Raw genomic sequence first — 19,728 nt, forward strand, 5'->3', positions numbered from 1 at the left:
CCCTCGATGCGCGTACTTCTCGCCGGCGGCGGCTCCGCCGGCCACACCTCGCCCCTGCTCGCTACCGCCGACGCCCTGCGCCGGCTCGACCCGGCGACCGAGGTCACCTGCCTCGGCACCCGCGAGGGGCTCGAGTCCCGCCTGGTCCCCGAGGCCGGGCTGCCGCTCGAGATCGTGCCGCGCGTCCCGCTCCYGCGTCGTCCCGGTCCGGACCTGCTGCGTACGCCGACCCGGTTGCGCGCCGCGCGCGCGGCCGCGCTCGAGGTGGTGGACCGGGTGCGTCCCGACGTCGTCGTCGGCTTCGGCGGCTACGTCTCCGTCCCCGCCTACCTCGCCGCCCGCAAGCGCGGTGTTCCGATCGTGGTCCACGAGGGCAACGCGATCCCCGGCATCGCCAACAAGCTGGGCGCCCGCATGACGACCCACGTCGCCACGAGCTTCCCCGCCACCGACCTGCGCGGCGCGGTGTGCACGGGCCTGCCGATCCGCCGGCTGATCTCGACCATGGACCGCGGCGCGCTGCGCGCCGAGGCCCTGACCACGTTCGGCCTCCGCGACGACCTGCCGACGCTCCTGGTCACCGGCGGCTCGCAGGGAGCCGCCCGCATCAACGCGGCCGTGTCCGCGGCAGCGCCCGCCCTGGCCGCGGCCGGCGTGCAGGTGCTGCACGTGGTCGGCCCCAAGCACGAGCTCACCGTCGCGCCGGGGGACGTGCCCTACGTCGTGCTCAACTACGTCGACCGGATGGACCTCGCCTACGCCGCTGCCGACGCGGTGCTGTGCCGCTCGGGCAGCAACACCGTCACCGAGGTCTCGGGCGTGGGCCTGCCGGCGATCTACGTCCCGCTGCCGATCGGCAACGGCGAGCAGGCGCTCAACGCGCGCCCGGTCGTCGACGCCGGCGGCGGCCTGCTGGTCTCCGACGCCGCGCTGACCCCCGAGTGGGTCTCGGCCAGCGTCCCCGGGCTGCTCAACGACGCCGAACGGCTCGCGACCATGGGCGCCGCGGCCACCGGAGTGATCCCGCTCGACGCCGACGAGAAGCTCGCCCGCATGGTGCTCGATGCAGGGGGCTCGCGCGCATGAGGATCCCGGTGCCTGACGAGGTGCTGCCCGCCGCCGAGCTCGGACGCGTCCACTGCGTCGGCATCGGCGGCGCCGGCATCTCCGCGATCGCCCGGATCATGGCCCAGCGCGGTCTCACGGTCACCGGCAGCGACGACCACGACACCCCCTTCCTCCCGGCGCTGCGCGAGCTCGGGGTGACCTGCCACCTCGGCTACGACGCCGCCCACCTCGGTGACGCCGACACGCTCGTCGTGACGACCGCGGCGCGCGAGGACAACCCCGAGGTCCTCGAGGCGCGACGGCGGGGCCTGCGGATCCTGCCCCGCTCCGCCGGGCTCGCGGCGGTCATGACCGGCTCCCGCGTCCTCGCCGTGGCCGGCACCCACGGGAAGACGACGACCACGGGGCTGCTCACGTCGGCGCTGCTCGCGGCGGGCGTCGATCCGTCGTACGCCGTCGGGGGCGTGCTGGCCGCCACCGGTCGCAACGCCGACGCCGGTGCCGACGACCTGTTCGTCGCCGAGGCCGACGAGAGCGACGGCGCCTTCCTGCACTACCGGCCCCACGCGGCGATCGTCACCAACGTCGAGGCCGACCACCTCGACAACTGGGGCACCGAGGAGGCCTACCACCAGGCCTTCGAGGACTTCGTCGACACGATCGACCGCGACGGCTTCGTCGTCTGCGTCGTCGACGACCCCGGCGCCGCACGACTCGCCGGGCTGGCGCGCGATCGGGGCCTCGACGTCGTGACGGTGGGGGAGTCGGCGGGAGCCGACGTGCGCATCCACGACCTCACGCTCGACGGCTCCACCTCGTCGTGCCGGGTGACCCGCGGCGGCGACGACCTCGGTGAGCTGCGCCTGCGCATCCCCGGTCGCCACTACGTCCTCGACGCGGTCGCCGCGCTCGCGATGGGGCTGCGCCTCGGCCTGCCCTACGACGCGCTCGCCGAGGGCCTCGGCGGCTTCATCGGCACGGGGCGCCGGATGGAGCTCAAGGGCGAGGTCGACGGCGTGCGCGTCTACGACTCCTACGCCCACCACCCCGTCGAGATCCGGGGCGACCTCGAGGCCGCCCGCGCGCTCGCCGGCGACGGGCGCGTCGTCGCCGCCTTCCAGCCGCACCTCGTGTCGCGCACCCGCATCTTCGGCGAGGCGATGGGCCGCGAGCTCGGTGCCGCCGACGAGGTCGTCGTGCTCGACGTCTACGTCGCCCGCGAGGACCCGGACCCCGAGGTGACGGGCCTGCTCGTCGCCGACGCAGTCCCGCTCCCGGTCCAGCACGTGACCTACGTCGACGGGCTGGGCGCCGCCGCGCAGGCGCTGGCCGAGCGCGCCCGTCCCGGCGACCTCGTGATCACGCTCGGGGCCGGCGACATCACCGGCGTCGGGCCGCGGGTGCTCGACCTCCTCGGGGGTGACTGAGTGGACCGCGAGGCCCCGGAGCAGGGCGGCCGCGGGGCGGCCGGCGTCACGAGCACCAGCATCGGCCGTGACGGCGAGCAGGGCCCGTCGGGCGCGGACGTCAAGCCGGGCAAGGAGGCCGCGGCGACCCGCCGTACCCGTCGCCGCTTCGCCCGTCGGCAGTGGGCACGGCGCTGGCTGTCGCTGCGCTACGTCCTGGCCCTCCTGCTGGTCGTCGCGCTGCTGGGCACGTCGATCTACCTGGTGTTCTTCTCCACCACCCTGCAGGTCAAGCGCGTCGAGGTGGTCGGCAACAGCCTCCTGAGCGACGCCCGGGTCCGTGAGGTGGCCGACGTGCCGGTGGGCGACCAGCTCGCCCTCGTGGACCTCGGCCGCGCGGACGCCCGCGTCGGATCCCTCGCCGAGGTGGAGTCCGTCGACGTCACCCGCACCTGGCCCGACGTCGTACGCATCGCGGTCGTCGAGCGCACCGCCGTCGCCGCGGTCGAGCTGGCCGGCAGGCTCCGTGGCCTCGATGCCGACGGCGTGGTGTTCCGCGACTACAAGGCCGTCCCCAAGGGGATGCCGCGCGTCCGCCCGGGGGCCAACGCCGGGACCGACGCGCTGCGCGAGGCCGCCACCGTCGTGTCGGCGCTGCCCGACGACCTGGTCATCCGCGTGGACCACGTCGAGGTCGCCACCGTCGACCAGATCACTCTCGTCATGCGCGACCAGCGCGAGGTGCTGTGGGGGAGTGCGGAGGAGTCGGAGCTCAAGGCGCAGGTGGTCGACAAGCTGCTCGCCGCCCAGAAGGCGCCGTACTACGACGTCAGCGTCCCGGGGAACCCGACCTACCGCACCACGCCCTGACGTGGACCCCGGGGACGTCCGGGGGTCGCACCAGCAGAAATTCTTTGCCGACACGCGACACGTGGGCGTGTCCGTCCGGGAATCGCGGCCGTCGGTGCCTAGTGTCTGGCGAAAGGCGGGGTTGACATAACTATAACCCTCAGGCTCACGGTTAGGGTTCCGGCGGGCCGCAGAGGGTGTCGACCACCGTCCATCCCCAGACTTCACAGACCCACACAAGGAAGGCCCCGGAGCCGTGGCAGCAGCGCAGAACTACCTGGCGATCATCAAGGTCGTGGGCATCGGTGGTGGCGGCGTCAACGCCGTCAACCGGATGATCGAGGTCGGCCTCAAGGGCGTCGAGTTCATCGCGATCAACACCGACGCCCAGGCACTCCTCATGAGCGACGCCGACGTCAAGCTCGACATCGGTCGCGAGCTCACCCGCGGCCTCGGTGCCGGCGCCAACCCCGATGTCGGGGCGAAGGCCGCCGAGGATCACGCGGACGAGATCGAGGAGGTCATCAAGGGCGCCGACATGGTCTTCGTGACCGCCGGCGAGGGAGGCGGCACCGGCACCGGTGGCGCGCCCGTCGTGGCCCGCATCGCCCGCTCGCTGGGCGCCCTGACCATCGGCGTCGTGACGCGACCGTTCGCCTTCGAGGGCCGCCGTCGCGCCAACTCCGCCGAGGAGGGCATCAGCCAGCTCCGCGAGGAGGTCGACACCCTCATCGTGATCCCCAACGACCGGCTGCTGTCGATCACCGACCGCAGCGTGTCGATCCTCGACGCCTTCAAGCAGGCCGACCAGGTGCTGCTCCAGGGCGTCTCGGGCATCACCGACCTGATCACGACCCCGGGCCTGATCAACCTCGACTTCGCCGACGTGAAGTCGGTCATGGCCAACGCCGGCTCGGCCCTCATGGGCATCGGCTCGGCCCGCGGCGAGGACCGTGCGGTCGCCGCCGCGGAGATGGCGGTCTCGAGCCCGCTGCTCGAGGCGAGCATCGAGGGCGCGCACGGCGTGCTGCTCTCGATCGCCGGTGGCTCCGACCTCGGTCTCTTCGAGATCAACGAGGCTGCAGCGCTCGTGTCCCAGGCCGCCCACGCCGAGGCCAACATCATCTTCGGCGCGACCATCGACGACGCGCTGGGCGACGAGGTGCGGGTGACGGTGATCGCCGCCGGCTTCGACGGCGGCATGCCCAAGCGTCGCTCCGACGGCAACGTGCTGCGCCAGGGCCAGCCGGCCCAGAGCCAGGACGAGACCCGCGCCGCGGCCCAGCAGATCGCGACCAGGGCACCTGCGCAGTCGCGCAACGACTCGACGTCCGACCGTCCGGCCACGACGACGTTCGCGCCGTCCCAGCAGCCGCAGCAGTCGACCCAGGCGCCGTCCCAGCAGTCCACCCAGCAGTCCACCCAGCAGCCCGCCCCCTCGCGGCCGGCTCGTCAGGTGCAGTTCGAGGACGACGACCTCGACGTGCCCGACTTCCTGAAGTGAGCTGACGCAGGACCGTGCCGCTGCTTCACCACCGTGATCGGATCGAAGGCGACCTCGTGATCGAGGTCGCCTTCACCGACGTCTCCCTGAGCCTCGGCGACGCCGCGGACGATGCGGTGCGCGCCGACGCGCTGGCGCAGGTCGCCCGGGAGACCGGGGCGGCACCGGTGCTGATGCACCAGGTGCACGGCGCCGCCGTCGAGTCCGTCGAGTCCGTCGAGTCCGTCGGGCCGGTCGAGGGCGCGGCGAGTGCGCCGTCGTGCGACGCCCTCGTCGCCTCGCAGCCCGGCGTCGCCCTCCTCGCCCGGGCCGCCGACTGCGTCCCCGTCCTGCTGGCCGACCCGGCCACCGGGTGGATCGCGGCCGTGCACAGCGGCCGGCCCGGGCTCGCCGGGGGAGTCGTCCCGGCAGCCGTCGCGGCCCTCCGCGAGCGGGGCGGCGACCCGACGGTCGCCTGGATCGGGCCCCACGTGTGCGGCGCCTGCTACGAGGTGCCCCTCGACCTGCAGGAGCAGGTCGCGGCGGTCGTCCCCGAGGCGCGCTCCACCACCTCGTGGGGCACGCCGGGGCTCGACCTGGGCGCGGGCGTCCGCGCCCAGCTCGCCGCCGCCGGCATCGACGACGTACGCACCGTCGACGCCTGCACGCGCGAGGACGCCTCCTGGCCGTCCTACCGTCGCGACGGCGATGCGGCGACCAGGTTCGCCGGCGTCATCTGGAGCCACCGATGACTGCGCGCGCGGACGTGCTCGCCGCCAACCTCGACGTCGTACGCCGTCGCATCGCCGCGGCGTGCGCCGAGGCGGGGCGGCCCGAGGACGACGTGTCCCTCGTCGTGGTCACCAAGTTCTTCCCGGCCTCCGACGTCCGCCTGCTCGCCGACCTCGGTGTCACCGACGTGGGGGAGAACCGCCACCAGGAGGCGGAGGTCAAGGCCGCCGAGTGCGCCGACCTCGGCCTGCGGTGGCACTTCATCGGCGGGCTGCAGTCCAACAAGGCCGCGGCCGTTGCGGCCTACGCCGACGTCGTCGAGTCGGTCGACCGCGCCAAGCTGGTGGCCCCGCTCTCGCGGGGCGCCCACTCCCGCGGCCACGAGGTCGACGTCCTGCTCCAGGTCAGCCTCGATCCACCGGGGGCCGGCAACCGGTCGGGTGCGGACCCCGACGACCTCGCCGACCTGGCGGGTCGTGTGGAGGAGGCCGGCATGCTCCGACTGCGCGGCCTGATGGCCGTCGCGCCGCTCGGGGAGGAGCCCGACGTCGCCTTCGCCCGGCTCGCGGACGGCCGCGCCTCGTTCGTCCGCGACCACCCGGAGGCCACCACGCTGTCCGCAGGGATGAGCGGCGACCTCGAGGCGGCTGTCCGGCACGGTGCGACACACGTGCGTGTCGGCTCCGCGGTCCTCGGTGAGAGGCCCACGGTCCAGTAATGTCCAGAACAGTCAACAGGCACTCGGTCCCGGGTGCCAGGTCTAGCGGAGGAACAGTCTCATGAGCGGCGCGATGCGCAAGATCGGCGAGTACCTCGGCCTGCTCGAGGACACCGGCCACTACGACGACTACGACGGCGACGCCGAGACCTCGACCCAGGAGGCTGTCGAGCAGCGTCCGGTCCAGCGTGAGCGTCGCCCTGCCCCTGTGTCCGACCTTGCCGAGCGCCGTCGTCCGGCCTCGGTCCAGACGGGAGTCGTGGCTGAGTTGAGCCGCATCACCACCCTGCACCCCCGCAACTACAACGAGGCGCGACTCGTCGGTGAGAACTACCGCGACGGCACGCCCGTGATCATGAACCTCAGCGAGATGGACGACAACGACGCCAAGCGTCTGGTCGACTTCGCCGCTGGCCTGATCTTCGCCACCCGGGGCTCCATCGAGCGGGTGACCAACAAGGTCTTCCTGCTCTCCCCGCCCAACGTGGCGATCTCGGCCGAGGACAAGGAGCGGATGGCCGAGGACGGGTTCTTCAACCAGAGCTGACCCATAATCGTCCCGTGCAAGCCTTCGGTCAGGTCCTCTACGTCATCCTGCTGCTCTTCATCGCGCTGCTGTGGGTGCGTTTCGTCGTCGACTGGGTCCAGGTGTTCGCGCGCCGCTGGGAGCCCAGAGGTCCGTTGCTCGTCGCCCTGGAGGGCGTCTACTCGGCCACCGACCCGCCGATCGTGGCGCTGCGTCGCGTCGTGCCGCCACTGCGGATCGGCCAGGTCGCCCTCGACCTGAGCTTCCTGCTGGTGATGGTGGGAGCATGGCTGCTGCTCAACGTGGTCGCCACCATCTTCGGCCTCTAGAACCATCCGCCACACGGGTCACTGTGCCCGGTGGCATCCCGGGCGCTATTGTCTCCTGACAGCAGAGCCACCGTGATATTCGATCGTGAAAGTTTGGGTGAGGTCATGCCGCTGACGCCTGAGGACGTGAGCAACAAGCGCTTTACGCCTGTCCGCCTCCGTGAGGGCTACGACATGGGCGAGGTGGACCAGTTCCTCGACGAGGTCGAGGCCGAGCTCGCCCGGCTCACCAAGGAGAACGAGGACCTGCGGTCCAAGCTGTCGGCCGCGCAGTCCGGTGGTGCGTCGACGTCCGCCCCCGCGCCTGCGTCGTTCGCCCCCGCCGCTCCTGAGCCGGAGCCCGAGCCCGAGCCGGAGCCGGAGCCCCAGCGGGCCGAGCCGGCCCCCGTCGCCGCCGCGCCGATGCAGACGATGCGCGTCTCGACCGTGCCGGAGGCGTCCAACGCCGCCGCCCGTCTCCTCGAGATCGCGACGCGCAACGCCGACGAGCTCGTCGAGGACGCCAAGAACGAGGCCGACCGCATCGTCGGTGCCGCGCGCACCAAGGCCGAGCGTGTCGAGTCCGAGTCCAAGACCAAGGCCGACCGCATGGAGGCCGACGCCCGCCAGCGTTCGCAGATGCTCGACTCCGAGACCGCCGAGCGCCGCCAGCAGATGTTCGGCGACCTGGAGAAGGAGCGCGACAAGCTCAACAGCGACGTCGAGACCCTCCGCCAGTTCGAGCGCGAGTACCGCTCCCGCCTGAAGACCTACTTCACGCAGCAGCTGGAGGCTCTCGCCACCGGCAGCGAGACGCAGGCTCCCGTCGACAGCGGCAACGCGCCGAAGCGCCTTCGCTCGGTGCTGGGTGACGACGAGAACTGATCACCTGCTCCACGCGTGACGAGAACGACCGCCCCTCGGGGTGGTCGTTCTCGCATTTCGGCGAGCCGAGGTTGGTTCGTCAGGGTGCAGCGGCTAGCCTCCCTGCCACCGTGTGGTTCCCGCCACACCTGACGGATGCTGGAGGCCCTCGGAGATGGCTGGCACCACGCGCAAGTCCTTGGCCGGCACCGCGGCCGCCGCTGCCAAGCGGGTGATCGGTCGCACGCGGGCCGCGGACGGGGCCACGGCCACGAAGGCGTCGGCGAAGAAGAGCGCATCAGCGACGAGCACGGCGAAGAAGAGCGCGGCCAAGAAGGCCGCGACGAAGACGGCTGCCGCGGCGACGTCCGCGAAGAAGGCGCCCGCCAAGAAGGCCCCTTCGAAGAAGGCGCCCGCCACCAAGGCGGCTGCCAAGAAGGCCCCTGCGAAGAAGGCTCCCGCCGCGAAGGCGGCTGCCACGAAGGCGCCGGCGAAGAAGGCTCCCGCCGCGAAGGCGGCTGCCACGAAGGCGCCGGCGAAGAAGGCACCCGCGAAGAAGGCACCCGCCAAGAAGACGGCTCCCGCGGCGACCCCGGCCAAGAAGGCCGCGGCCACGAAGGCCGCTGCGAAGAAGGCTCCGGCCACCAAGGCCGCAGCGAAGAAGGCGCCCGCCACCAAGGCTGCTGCGAAGAAGGCCCCGGCCACCAAGTCTGCATCGACCACCTCGACCCCCACGAAGAAGGCTGCACCCGTGACGAAGGCCGCTCCGACGCCTGCCAAGAAGGCCGCGCCGGCGAAGAAGGTACGCAAGGCCACCCCGGCCACCCTCGTGGTGCTCGAGGGCGAGGACCCGTGGACCAGGACCGAGCTCAACGAGGTCGTGAAGGAGCTCAAGGAGCACCGCGACCGGCTCACCGCGATCGTGGGTGAGTCCGAGCAGGAGCTGGCGGGCCTCATGCGCGACGCCGGCGACGGGGCCGGGCACGACCAGGCCGACGTCGGGGCGACCAGCTTCGAGCGCGACCACGAGCTGACTGTCCTGGCGCGCGAGCGGGAGACGTTGGCGCAGATCGAGCGGGCCCTGGCCCACATCGACGACGGCTCCTACGGCGTCTGTGACTCCTGCGGCAACCCCGTGGGCAAGAATCGGTTGATGGCGGTGCCGCATGCCACACTGTGCATGTCATGCAAGCAGCGCGAGGAGCGTCGCTGAACCACAGCGACCAGGCCGATCCGGTCCCGTCCCGACCCCGCGTGGATGCGCGGCTCGTGTTCGCGGCCGTCGCCCTTCTGGCCTACGGTCTCGACCTCGCCAGCAAGCAGTGGGCCCTGTCCGAGCTGGCCGACGGCGACATCCCGGTCCTCGGTGACTGGCTGACCTTCCACCTGACGTTCAACCCGGGCGCGGCGTTCAGCACCGGCACCGAGTTCACCATCGTCTTCACCTGCCTGGCGATGGTCGCGGTCGTGGTCGTGCTCTGGCTGAGCCGCCGGATCCGCAGCATCGGCTGGGCGTTGGCCCTCGGCCTGCTGCTGGGCGGCGTGGCCGGCAACCTCACCGACCGCATCGTGCGCGAGCCGGAGGCGTTCCACGGCCACGTCGTCGACTTCCTGATGCTGCCCAACTGGCCGGTCTTCAACATCGCCGACGTCTGCATCAACATCGCTGCGGGCCTGATCATCCTCCAGACGTTCCGCGGGGTCGCCCTCGACGGCACCCGCGACTCCGAGCGCGGCTCCGGGCACGAGGCGGCGTGACCACCCACGCCGAGCAGCGCACGGTCCTCGTCCCCGACGGCCTGGCCGGCGAGCGCGTCGACGCCGCGATGGCGCGGATGTTCGGCCTGTCCCGGACCAAGGCCGCCGACCTGATCGCCCAGGGCCTGGTGCACGTCGACGGGGCGGCCGTCGGCAAGAGCGACCGGGTCGACGCCGGTGCGATGCTCGACGTGACGATCCCGGCCGAGCGTGACCCGCTCGAGGTGAAGCCCGAGATCGTGGAGGGCATCCGGATCATCCACGACGACGACGCCATCGTGGTGATCGACAAGCCGGTCGGCGTGGCCGTGCACCCCTCGCCGGGCTGGACCGGTCCCACCGTGGTCGGTCACCTGGCCGGCGCGGGCTTCCGCATCTCCACCAGCGGCGCGAGCGAGCGGCAGGGGATCGTGCAGCGTCTCGACGTCGGCACCAGCGGCGTGATGGTCATCTGCAAGTCCGAGCACGCCTACTCGGTGCTCAAGAACGCCTTCCGGCACCGCACGGTCGACAAGACCTACCACGCGCTCGTCCAGGGCCACCCCGATCCGCTCGCGGGCACTGTCGACGCACCGATCGGCCGCCACCCGCACCACGACTACAAGTTCGCCGTGATGGCCGACGGTCGTCACAGCGTGACCCACTACGAGACGCTCGAGGCGCACCGGTTCGCCAGCCTGCTGGAGGTCCACCTCGAGACCGGGCGCACCCACCAGATCCGCGTGCACATGAGCGCGCTCAAGCACCCGTGCGTGGGCGACCTGACCTACGGGGCCGACCCCACCTTGGCCAAGCGGCTCGGTCTCGAGCGGCAGTGGCTGCACGCCATGCGCCTGGGCTTCGAGCACCCCGAGAGCGGTGACTACGTCACCTACGAGTCCACGCACCCCGCCGACCTCGCGCACGCGCTCGACGTCATCCGCGATGAAGACTGAGCTCACCCTCCGTCCCGCCACGACCGACGACCTCCCGGCCGTCGCCGAGCTCCACCTCGCCGCCCGTCGCGGGGCCGGCGAGTCCTTCCCGCCGCCGGTGCACCCCGACCACGAGGCGCGGGCGTGGGTCGCGGGCTGGGACCTGTCGACGTACGACGTCTGGGTGGCCGAGCGCGGCGGCGAGCCGGTCGGTTACGCGCGCTGGACGTCGACCTGGCTCGACGACCTCTACGTCCACCCCGACCACCAGGGCCACGGCGTCGGGACGGCGCTCTTCGAGCTCGTCGCGTCGACGCGCCCGGGCGGCTTCTGCCTGTGGGTCTTCGAGTCCAACGCGCCGGCCCGCGCGTTCTACGGTCGGCACGGCTGCCTCGAGCTCGAGCGCACCGACGGCTCGGCCAACGAGGAGGGTGCGCCGGACGTCCGCGTGGCGTGGCCCGGCGCCGATCCGCTGGCCTTCCTGCGCGGGCTGATCGACGAGACGGACCTGGTGCTCGGCGACGTGCTCGCGCGTCGTACGGCGCTGACCCGGGCAGTGCAGGCGGTGAAGCCGTCGACCGAGCGCGACCCCGTGCGCGAGGCGGAGATCGCCGAACGGGTGGCCGGCGTGGCGCCCGAGCTGGGTGCCGAGCGGGTGGCCCGCATCGTCGACGTCATCATCACCGAGTCGCTCGACGCCTCCCGCTGAGCCGACGCCCTGCACGCACGACGACCGGCCACGCCCGGGGTCGGGCGTAACCGGTCGTCGACCAGTCGTGCGTCAGGTGGTGCGTCAGGTGGTGCGTGGTCGGGCGGTGGTCACCAGCCGACCAGGCCCCCCTGCCACTCCTGCAGGTCGGCGAGCTTGGCGACGATGGTGTCGTCCTGCAGGCCGTGCGCCTTGCCCTTGGCCTGCTTCAGGATGTGCGCGGCCCCGGCGTGGTCGCCGGCCTCGGCCGCCGCCTCCGCGGAGGCCAGGTAGGCGGCCACGTCGCGGCTGAGCTTGGCGTTGCGGTTGCCGCCCTCACCGAGGTCGGCGGTGATCTTCTCGACCTCGGGGAAGGTGACGCAGTTGCCGCCACCCTCGACGACGCCCGCGGTCCACTCGATGCCGCCGAGCAGGTGATCGAGGAACAGCGGGTCGGTGTAGGAGGAGTCCACGTGGCCGGCGCCCTCGTACCACGAGCGACCGCCCTCGAAGTTGTGGCACCACGCGATCGGGTGGTCGGCACCCATGCTGCCGCCGCTGTAGGTCGACTCGTCGAGGGTGATCAGGACGTGCACGTCCTCGCGCGGGTTGGACGTGAAGTTGTACCACTCGTCGAAGCGCGACCACTCCTTCGGCAGCATGGTCGTCGACGGGTGGTTCGGGCTCTCCACGACCATCGTGGCCTGCTGCTGCGCCGGGTGGTTGCGGAAGCGGGCCGATCCGCCGGTGAGCTCGCTGAACCACGGAACGGCGTGCATCTCGTCCGTGGCGGCGTGGAGTCCCACGAAGCCGCCGCCCTGGTGGATGTAGCCCTTGAACGCCGCGAGCTCGGCGTCGTCGAGGGTGCGGGGGCTGGCCGGGTTCTGGCTGTTGGTGCCGTCGACAGGCGAGGCGAACATGATCGTCGCGTACTGCGACAGCGCCTCGGTGCTGGTGAAGGGCGTCGTCGCCATGGACAGGGCGGGCTGGCCGGGGGAGCGACCGATCGGCGGGTCCCAGACGTCGACGGTGAAGCCGTGCTCCTGGCCCAGCTTGATGACCGCGTTGGTCGTGTCGTCGATGTGGGAGTGGCGGAAGCCGAGCGTCTTGCCGACGACCAGCACCTTGTAGGGATCGGCGGTCGCGGCGGCGCTGGTGGCGGCGGCCGCGTCCGAATCGGCTCCGGCGGAGGCGTAGCCGGCCCCGGTCAGGAGCAGGGCGCCGGCGGCGAGGCCGGTGGTGAGCAGGCTGAGCGGTTTCCTCATTGACTCGTCCTTCGGGTGATGGGGGGAGTTTGTTTGTATGGAACCCAAACAAATAGGACTAGGTGGAACCGTATGTGACCTACGTCACTCAGGTCAACGCCCCCGTCCGGACTGGGCAACCGGAGGGCCGGGCGGCCGAGCATGATGGCGGGGTGCTGCTCTACGACGACGTGGTGGCCGAGTACCGCGACTTCGCGACCTACGCGGCCGGTGACTCGCCGTGCTTCGAGGAGTGGGCGCTCGGCGTCGCGGAGGACGAGGAGCTCCTGGCCTGGCTCGGCACGCTGCCGCCCGTCAAGCGCCAACCCAACCTGGTCTTCGCGGCTGCCCGGTGGCACGGTGCCGCCGCCCCGGCGTCGTACGCCGCCCTGCGCGCCGTGCTGATCGAGCAGGAGCCGGCCGTGCGCGCCACCGTCATGGCGCGGGCCACCCAGACCAACGAGGTCGGCCGGCTCGCGACGCTGGTCCCGGTCCTCGGGCTCATCGAGGGACCGGTGTCCCTGATCGAGGTCGGGGCCAGCGCCGGCCTCTGCCTCTTCCCCGACCGCTACGACTACGAGTGGTCACCCCTGGGCGGGCTGCGGGGGAGCGGCGGTCCGCTGCTGGGCGCGCGGGCCACCGGCGACCTGCCCGTCCCCGCCGGCCACCCGCACGTCGCCTGGCGGGGTGGCGTCGACCTCAACCCTCTCGACGTCTCGGACCCCGACGCGATGGCGTGGCTGGAGAACCTGGTCTGGCCCGAGCAGGACGAGCGTCGCGAGCGGTTGCGTGCCGCCGTCGGCGTCGCCCGCCGGGAGCCGCCCGCCATCCGGCAGGGCGACCTCCTCGACCACGTCGCCGACCTCGTCGACGAGGCGGCGCCCCACGGCACCCCGGTCGTCCTCCACTCGGCGGTGATCGCCTACCTCGAGGAGCCGGACCGCGAGCGGTTCCACGACCTGATGTCGGGCCTCGTGGCCGAGGGCCGCTGCCGGTGGATCAGCAACGAGGGGAGGCGGGTCCTGCCCCGCGTCACCGGCGGGCTGGAGGTGCCCTCCGGGCGGTTCGTGACCGCGCTCGACGGCACCCCGGTGGCGTACAGCCACGGCCACGGCCACGCGATCGACTGGCGGTGAGCGTGGCGCCCGCCGCGGCGCGGATCGGGTCGGGTGTCCTGTCGGTGGGGCCGGGCACACTGACGTAGGCTGACGGCTCTTCCCCCTCCCTCTGGATGCCCGCTGCGCAGCCAGCACCTGCCCCATCCGTGACACCGTCAGCGACCCCTGAAAGGCGCGGAAGTCTCCTCCATGTCGTCCGGCTCCTCCACCAGTTCCGCGGGCAACTTCGTGCACCTGCACGTGCACACCGAGTACTCGATGCTCGACGGGGCATCGTTGCTCGACGGCCTGTTCGCCCGCACCAGCGAGCTCGGCATGCCGGCGATCGCGATGACCGACCACGGCAACCTCCACGGTGCCTACGACTTCTACCGCCGGGCCAAGCAGCACGGCGTCAAGCCGATCATCGGCATCGAGGCCTACCTCACCCCCGGCACCATGCGCGGCGAGCGCCGCCGGGTCCGCTGGGGACAGGGTGACCTTGCCGAGGAGGGCGGCAAGGACGTCGCCGGCGGCGGCGCCTACACCCACATGACCATGTGGGCCGAGACGACCGAGGGCATGCACAACCTCTTCCGGTTGGCCAGCCTCGCCAGCCTCGAGGGCTACTACTACAAGCCCCGGATGGACCGCGAGCTGCTCCAGCGCTACTCCAAGGGCATCATCGCCAGCACGGGGTGCCTGTCCGGTGAGATCCAGACCCGGCTGACGCTCGGCCAGTACGACGAGGCGCTGCGCGCTGCCGGCGAGTTCCAGGACATCTTCGGCAAGGACAACTTCTACCTCGAGCTGATGGACCACGGCATCGCCGCCGAGCGGGCCACCCGCGAGGACCTGCGCAAGATCGCGGCGACGCTCGGCCTGCCGACCATCGTCACCAACGACACCCACTACACCAACCCCGAGGACGCCGACGGCCAGGACGCCCTCATCTGCGTCGCCTCCGGCAAGCGGCTGGCCGACACCAACCGGCTCAAGTTCGACGGCGGCGGCTACTACATCAAGTCCGCGGCCGAGATGCGCGAGATGTGGGCCGAGATCCCCGACGGCTGTGACAACACCCTCGAGATCGCCGAGCGGTGCAACGTCGAGTTCGTCGAGTCCACCGGCGGCTACATGGCCCGCGCCGACGTCCCGGAGAGCGAGACCGAGGAGAGCTGGTTCCGCAAGGAGGTGTGGCGCGGCATCGAGGCCCGCTACCCCGGCGAGCGGCTGACCCAGGAGGTCAAGGACCGCGTCGAGATGGAGCTGGGCGTCATCTCGCAGAAGGGCTACTGCGGCTACTACCTCGTGGTCGCCGACTTCATCCAGTGGTCCAAGACAAACGGCATCCGCGTCGGCCCGGGCCGTGGCTCCGGTGCGGGCTCCATCGCCGCCTACGCGTTGAGCATCACCGACCTGTGCCCCCTCGAGCACGGCCTGTTCTTCGAGCGGTTCCTCAACCCCGAGCGCCCCTCGATGCCCGACTTCGACATCGACTTCGACGACGCCCGCCGCGGCGAGGTGATCAAGTACGTCACCGAGAAGTACGGCACCGAGCGGGTCGCGCAGATCGCGACCTTCGGCCGGCTCAAGGCCAAGGCCGCCATCAAGGACGCGGCGCGCGTCCTCGACCACGGCTTCGCGATCTCCGACCGCATCACCAAGGCGCTGCCCGCTGACGTGATGGGCAAGGGCGTCGCGCTCAAGGACATCTTCGACCCGCAGCACAAGCGCTACAACGAGGGCGGCGAGTTCCGCGCGCTGCACGACTCCGACCCCGACGTGCGCACGATCTTCCACACGGCGCTCGGCCTCGAGGGCCAGATCCGCAACTGGGGCGTGCACGCCGCCGGCGTGATCATGTCGAGCGAGCCCATCATCGACGTCGTACCCATCATGGCGCGGCCGCAGGACGGCGCCGTCATCACCCAGTTCGACTACCCGATGTGCGAGTCGCTCGGACTCGTCAAGATGGACTTCCTCGGCCTGTCCAACCTCCGGATCCTCGAGGACGCGCTGGCCAACATCCAGGTCAACCGCGACGAGACGGTCGTGCTGGAGGAGCTGCCCTTCGACGACCGGCCGACCTACGAGCTGATGGGCCGCGGCGACACGCTCGGCGTCTTCCAGCTCGACGGCTCGGGCATGCGGGCGCTGCTGCGCTCCCTGCAGCCCGACGTCTTCGCCGACATCACCGCCGTCAGCGCGCTCTACCGCCCCGGTCCGATGGGCGCCGACTCCCACAACAAGTACGCCCGCCGCAAGAACGGCCGCGAGGCGATCGAGCCGATCCACCCCGCGCTCGCCGAGGCGCTCGAGCCGGTGCTGGGGGAGACCTACGGCCTGATCGTCTACCAGGAGCAGGTGATGGCGATCGCCCAGGTGCTCGCCGGCTTCACCCTGGGCGCCGCCGACAACCTCCGCCGCGCGATGGGCAAGAAGAAGAAGGAGGAGCTCGACAAGCAGTACGCCGGCTTCCAGGCCGGCATGCTCGAGCGCAGCTTCCCCCAGGTGGCGATCGACAAGCTCTGGGAGATCCTGCTCCCGTTCTCCGACTACGCCTTCAACAAGTCGCACTCCGCCGCCTACGGCGTCATCACCTACTGGACCGCCTACCTCAAGGCCAACTACCCGGCCGAATACATGGCCGCGCTGCTCACGTCCGTCAAGGACGACAAGGACAAGATGGCGATCTACCTCAACGAGTGCCGTCGCATGAAGATCCAGGTCCTCCCGCCAGACGTCAACGAGTCGCACGCCAACTTCACTCCGGTGGGCCACGACATCCGCTTCGGCCTCACCGCCGTGCGCAACGTCGGCAGCAACGTCGTCGACCGGATCGTGACGGCGCGCGAGGAGAAGGGCCGCTACACCGACTTCAACGACTTCATGGACAAGGTCCCGGCGCTGGTCTGCAACAAGCGGGTCGTGGACTCGCTGGTCAAGGCCGGTGCCTACGACGACATGAAGCACAAGCGTCGGGCGCTCTCGATCATCCACGAGGACGCCGTCGAGAAGTACGTCCAGGCCAAGAAGGACGACGAGAGCGGGCAGGACTCGCTCATCGACATGCTGATGCCGGACGACGTGGGCGCTGCCGGTGCGACGGTCGTGATCCCGGACGTCGAGGACTGGGACAAGATGACCCTGCTCGGCCACGAGCGGGAGATGCTCGGGCTCTACGTCTCCGACCACCCGCTGCTCGGCCTCGAGCACGTCCTCTCGCAAGGCACCGACTGCACCATCGGCCAGCTGATGCTCGACGAGGAGCGCGCCCACAACTCCACGCTCACCGTCAGCGGCCTCATCACCTCGGTGCAGCGCAAGATCACCAAGCGGGGCGACCCGTGGGCCACGATCACGCTCGAGGACCTCGACGGCGCGATCGACGTCCTCCTCTTCCCGAGCTCCTACACCCTCGCCTCGACGCTGCTCGTCGAGGACAACATCGTCCGGATCAAGGGCCAGCTCTCGCGTGACAAGGACCAACCCGAGCTCCGCGCCCAGGAGGTCACGGCACCCGACCTCACGCAGGGGCCGGCGGGACCGGTCGTGATCAGCCTGCCGTCGACCCGGTGCACCCCGCCGGTCGTCGCCCAGCTGCGTGACGTCCTCGGCACCCACCCGGGCATGACCGAGGTGCAGCTGCGCCTGCTCACCCGGAGCTCGACCAAGGTGCTGCGCCTCGACGACAACCTGCGGGTCAGCCCGAGCCCCGCCCTGTTCGCCGACCTCAAGCAGCTGCTCGGCCCCGGCTGCCTGACGGGATGAGCGACGTGACCGCGCCCGCCGGCACGGAGCACTCGACCGGCCCGGACGGCTCGAACGTGTCGACCGGCAGGGTGATCCGACGGGTGCTGTCGGTGCTCGTGCTCTTCGTCGTGGGCGGTGCGGCCGGCGGGGTGCTCTGGGAGCGGCTGTGGGACGCCCCGACCGGGCTGGCCTACCAGGGCCGCTGGTACCTCGAGCCGGCCGGACCGGACTTCTCCTTCGAGGGCATCGCCCTCTTCGTCCTCATCGCCTTCCCGCTCGGCCTCGTGCTGGCCGTGCTGGCCGGGCTGTGGCGCGGCCACGAGACCGTCACGGTGGTCGCGGTGCTCGTCTCGGCGAGCATCGCCGCGGCCGTGATGTACGGCGTCGGCACCGCGCTCGGACCGCCGGACCCGCAGGCGCTGGCCGCCGGCCGGCCCGACTACACCCCGCTGCCCGGGGACCTCGGTCTGACCGCCCCCGACGACGGGCGGGTGCGGTGGCACTCGACCGCGCTCGTTGTCCTGCCCGCCGGCGCGATGGCCGGGCTGGTCGGGTCCTATCTCTTGGGGAACATGGGGTTCGCCAGGCGCTCGCGTGGGTAGGCTTGCGCCGCCCGCAAGTGGGCAGTCCCGACGCCGTCGGGACCCGTGCAACGGGGGAGCAGAGCGAGATGAGCATGACACCGGGCGGCCCGGCCGACGGGCCTGAGTACCTCGACGGATCGGGGCCGGCGCAGACGGCCGACAACGACAACAAGAAGCGGATGATCGCGGTGGGCGCGATCGTCGCCGGCGGTGCGGTCGTCGCGGGTGGCGCCTGGGCGGCCACCAGCTTCTTCGCCACGGGCGCGCAGCCGGCAGAGGCGCTGCCCGCCTCGACGGTCGCCTACTTCAGCGTCGACCTCGACCCGAGCGGCGGCCAGAAGATCGAGGCCATCAAGACGTTGCGCAAGTTCCCCGGGTTCACCGACAAGGTCGACCTGCAGACCGACGACGACCTGCGCGAGCGGTTCTTCGAGGAGGTCACCTCCTCCGGCGAGTGCGAGGGCCTCGACTACGACGCCGACGTCAAGCCGTGGCTGGGCTCGCGCGCGGCGATGGCCGTGGTCGACCTGGGCGAGGACGAGCCGACCCCGGTCGGGGTCGTGCAGACCACCGACTCCGGCAAGGCCGAGGACGGGCTGTCCGCACTGGTCGACGCGTGCGGGGGCGGCGAGGCCGCTGGGGGCGACGTCGGTGGCTGGGTGGTCGACGGCGACTGGATCGTCGTGGCGGAGACCCCGGAGATCGCCCAGAAGGTCGTCGACGCGGCCGACGGCTCGACGCTCGCGGGTGACGCCTCCTTCGAGGAGTGGACCGGCGAGGCGGGCGACGACGGCTTCATGTCGATGTACGTCGGCAAGGGCGTCACCAAGTACCTCGACGAGCTCGGCGGCATGGGCGGCATGGGGATGATGGGCATGCCCGGTGCGGCGATGGGCGAGGACGGCACGACCTCGGACTCCGAGGAGGTCCCCGAGGAGCTCCAGCAGATGATCGACGACTTCGACGGCATGGCGGCGACCGTCCGGTTCGACGACGGCGCGGTCGAGGTCGAGTACGCCATGTCCAACTACCAGCCCGACATGACCAAGTTCATCGACAGCCAGAACGGCGCCGACATGGTCGCCGGCCTGCCGGACGACACCGTCGCGGCCTTCGGCATGTCCCTCGAGGAGGGCTGGGCCGGCGCGATGCTCGACTACGTCAAGAGCAACCTGCCCGACGAGAGCGCGACGATCGACGAGCAGCTCGCGCAGTTCGAGTCCGAGACAGGCCTCGCCTTCCCGGAGGACGTCGAGACCCTCCTCGGCGAGGGCGTCACCGTCTCGCTGGGCAGCGGGCTCGACCCCGACGCCGTGGCCAACGGCGGCCCGGGTGAGGTCCCGGTGGGCATCCGGATCGACGGCGACGCCGACGAGATCCAGGCCGTGCTCGACAAGATCGCCGCGCAGGCGGGGCCCGAGCTGGCCGAGTTCATGCAGGTGACCGAGGGCGACGGCTACGCCGTCCTGGCGCTGCAGGACGGCTACCGCGGCGAGCTCGAGGGTGGCGGCAGCCTCGGCGACAGCGCCGCCTACTCGGAGGTCGTGGAGTCCGACGAGGCCCAGTCGCTGCTCTTCGTCAACTTCAACGCCGACGACGACTGGCTGGTCCGCCTGACCGGCGACTCGCCCGAGGTCAGCAAGAACCTCGAGCCGCTGTCGGCGTTCGGAGTCAGCGGCTGGGTCGACGACGATGTGGTCCACGGGCTCCTGAAGGTCACCACCGACTGACAG

18 protein-coding genes are annotated in these 19,728 nt (G+C 71.4%); 17 read left to right on the forward strand and 1 reads right to left on the reverse strand.

From position 1 onward, the window contains the following. Positions 1-6: 6 nt before the first annotated feature. The 13 genes from murG (at position 7) to ACXJKB_RS03650 (ending at position 11,335) form a co-directional block, all read left to right on the forward strand. On the forward strand, positions 7-1,086 hold the full coding sequence (gene murG / locus ACXJKB_RS03590; RefSeq protein ID WP_457185485.1) for an undecaprenyldiphospho-muramoylpentapeptide beta-N-acetylglucosaminyltransferase: 1,080 nt from the start codon (positions 7-9) through the stop codon (positions 1,084-1,086). Continuing rightward, the gene (gene murC / locus ACXJKB_RS03595; RefSeq protein WP_457185487.1) at positions 1,083-2,495 is read left to right on the forward strand and encodes a UDP-N-acetylmuramate--L-alanine ligase; all 1,413 of its coding nucleotides are present in this window, start codon (positions 1,083-1,085) and stop codon (positions 2,493-2,495) included. Before murG ends, murC begins: the two co-directional genes overlap by 4 nt. Next, positions 2,496-3,344 (forward strand): cell division protein FtsQ/DivIB, encoded by an 849-nt coding sequence (locus ACXJKB_RS03600; protein ID WP_457185489.1) that lies wholly within the window; start codon positions 2,496-2,498, stop codon positions 3,342-3,344. 235 nt (positions 3,345-3,579) lie between these two features. Further along, a complete protein-coding gene (gene ftsZ / locus ACXJKB_RS03605) occupies positions 3,580-4,827 on the forward strand; it encodes a cell division protein FtsZ (protein ID WP_457185491.1) in 1,248 nt (415 codons plus the stop codon). Between the two features lie 56 nt (positions 4,828-4,883). Next, positions 4,884-5,558 (forward strand): polyphenol oxidase family protein, encoded by a 675-nt coding sequence (locus tag ACXJKB_RS03610; protein WP_457185493.1) that lies wholly within the window; start codon positions 4,884-4,886, stop codon positions 5,556-5,558. After that, the gene (locus ACXJKB_RS03615) at positions 5,555-6,256 is read left to right on the forward strand and encodes a YggS family pyridoxal phosphate-dependent enzyme (RefSeq protein WP_457185495.1); all 702 of its coding nucleotides are present in this window, start codon (positions 5,555-5,557) and stop codon (positions 6,254-6,256) included. The genes ACXJKB_RS03610 and ACXJKB_RS03615 overlap by 4 nt, the downstream gene beginning before the upstream one ends. 61 nt (positions 6,257-6,317) lie before the next feature. After that, positions 6,318-6,803, forward strand: a complete 486-nt coding sequence (locus ACXJKB_RS03620) for a cell division protein SepF (protein WP_191196912.1) — start codon at positions 6,318-6,320, stop codon at positions 6,801-6,803. 14 nt (positions 6,804-6,817) lie between these two features. Next, complete coding sequence (locus ACXJKB_RS03625) at positions 6,818-7,111, forward strand: YggT family protein (protein WP_191196913.1); 294 nt, start codon at positions 6,818-6,820, stop codon at positions 7,109-7,111. Positions 7,112-7,216: 105 nt separating this feature from the next. Next, positions 7,217-7,975, forward strand: coding sequence for a DivIVA domain-containing protein (locus ACXJKB_RS03630; protein WP_457185497.1), 759 nt, complete (start codon positions 7,217-7,219; stop codon positions 7,973-7,975). 154 nt (positions 7,976-8,129) lie between these two features. Continuing rightward, entirely contained in the window at positions 8,130-9,167 is a 1,038-nt protein-coding gene (locus ACXJKB_RS03635) for a TraR/DksA family transcriptional regulator (RefSeq protein ID WP_457185500.1), read from the forward strand. A 41-nt stretch (positions 9,168-9,208) separates the two neighbouring features. After that, entirely contained in the window at positions 9,209-9,712 is a 504-nt protein-coding gene (gene lspA / locus ACXJKB_RS03640) for a signal peptidase II (RefSeq protein ID WP_457185502.1), read from the forward strand. Continuing rightward, positions 9,709-10,647, forward strand: a complete 939-nt coding sequence (locus tag ACXJKB_RS03645; protein ID WP_457185504.1) for an RluA family pseudouridine synthase — start codon at positions 9,709-9,711, stop codon at positions 10,645-10,647. The genes lspA and ACXJKB_RS03645 overlap by 4 nt, the downstream gene beginning before the upstream one ends. Continuing rightward, positions 10,637-11,335, forward strand: a complete 699-nt coding sequence (locus ACXJKB_RS03650) for a GNAT family N-acetyltransferase (protein ID WP_457185506.1) — start codon at positions 10,637-10,639, stop codon at positions 11,333-11,335. Before ACXJKB_RS03645 ends, ACXJKB_RS03650 begins: the two co-directional genes overlap by 11 nt. Positions 11,336-11,445: 110 nt before the next feature. On the opposite strand, the gene ACXJKB_RS03655 is transcribed toward ACXJKB_RS03650, so the two are convergent. Further along, complete coding sequence (locus ACXJKB_RS03655) at positions 11,446-12,579, reverse strand: ThuA domain-containing protein (protein ID WP_457185508.1); 1,134 nt, start codon at positions 12,577-12,579, stop codon at positions 11,446-11,448. Positions 12,580-12,653: 74 nt separating this feature from the next. Here ACXJKB_RS03655 and ACXJKB_RS03660 point away from each other — a divergent pair, with 74 nt between their 5' ends. The 4 genes from ACXJKB_RS03660 to ACXJKB_RS03675 all read left to right on the forward strand — a co-directional run bounded on the left by ACXJKB_RS03660 (position 12,654) and on the right by ACXJKB_RS03675 (position 19,725). Continuing rightward, positions 12,654-13,694, forward strand: coding sequence for a DUF2332 domain-containing protein (locus ACXJKB_RS03660; RefSeq protein ID WP_457185510.1), 1,041 nt, complete (start codon positions 12,654-12,656; stop codon positions 13,692-13,694). Positions 13,695-13,865: 171 nt separating this feature from the next. Beyond that, positions 13,866-17,429, forward strand: coding sequence for a DNA polymerase III subunit alpha (gene dnaE / locus ACXJKB_RS03665; protein ID WP_457185512.1), 3,564 nt, complete (start codon positions 13,866-13,868; stop codon positions 17,427-17,429). Next, a complete protein-coding gene (locus ACXJKB_RS03670; protein ID WP_457185514.1) occupies positions 17,426-18,013 on the forward strand; it encodes a hypothetical protein in 588 nt (195 codons plus the stop codon). The genes dnaE and ACXJKB_RS03670 overlap by 4 nt, the downstream gene beginning before the upstream one ends. Positions 18,014-18,081: 68 nt before the next feature. Further along, positions 18,082-19,725: a DUF3352 domain-containing protein gene (locus ACXJKB_RS03675; RefSeq protein ID WP_457185516.1), complete on the forward strand. Its 1,644-nt coding sequence runs from the start codon at positions 18,082-18,084 to the stop codon at positions 19,723-19,725. Positions 19,726-19,728 lie beyond the last annotated feature (3 nt).

The organism is Nocardioides sp. P5_E3 (assembly GCF_054049275.1).

Bases quoted from the DNA above. Each gene is read 5' to 3' on its own strand.
- murC (WP_457185487.1), top strand. From the start codon at position 1,083: ATGAGGATCCCGGTGCCTGACGAGGTGCTGCCCGCCGCCGAGCTCGGA.
- ACXJKB_RS03615 (WP_457185495.1), top strand. From the start codon at position 5,555: ATGACTGCGCGCGCGGACGTGCTCGCCGCCAACCTCGACGTCGTACGC.
- ACXJKB_RS03620 (WP_191196912.1), top strand. From the start codon at position 6,318: ATGAGCGGCGCGATGCGCAAGATCGGCGAGTACCTCGGCCTGCTCGAG.
- ACXJKB_RS03630 (WP_457185497.1), top strand. From the start codon at position 7,217: ATGCCGCTGACGCCTGAGGACGTGAGCAACAAGCGCTTTACGCCTGTC.
- ACXJKB_RS03635 (WP_457185500.1), top strand. From the start codon at position 8,130: ATGGCTGGCACCACGCGCAAGTCCTTGGCCGGCACCGCGGCCGCCGCT.
- ACXJKB_RS03650 (WP_457185506.1), top strand. From the start codon at position 10,637: ATGAAGACTGAGCTCACCCTCCGTCCCGCCACGACCGACGACCTCCCG.
- ACXJKB_RS03655 (WP_457185508.1), bottom strand. From the start codon at position 12,579: ATGAGGAAACCGCTCAGCCTGCTCACCACCGGCCTCGCCGCCGGCGCC.
- dnaE (WP_457185512.1), top strand. From the start codon at position 13,866: ATGTCGTCCGGCTCCTCCACCAGTTCCGCGGGCAACTTCGTGCACCTG.
- ACXJKB_RS03670 (WP_457185514.1), top strand. From the start codon at position 17,426: ATGAGCGACGTGACCGCGCCCGCCGGCACGGAGCACTCGACCGGCCCG.
- ACXJKB_RS03675 (WP_457185516.1), top strand. From the start codon at position 18,082: ATGAGCATGACACCGGGCGGCCCGGCCGACGGGCCTGAGTACCTCGAC.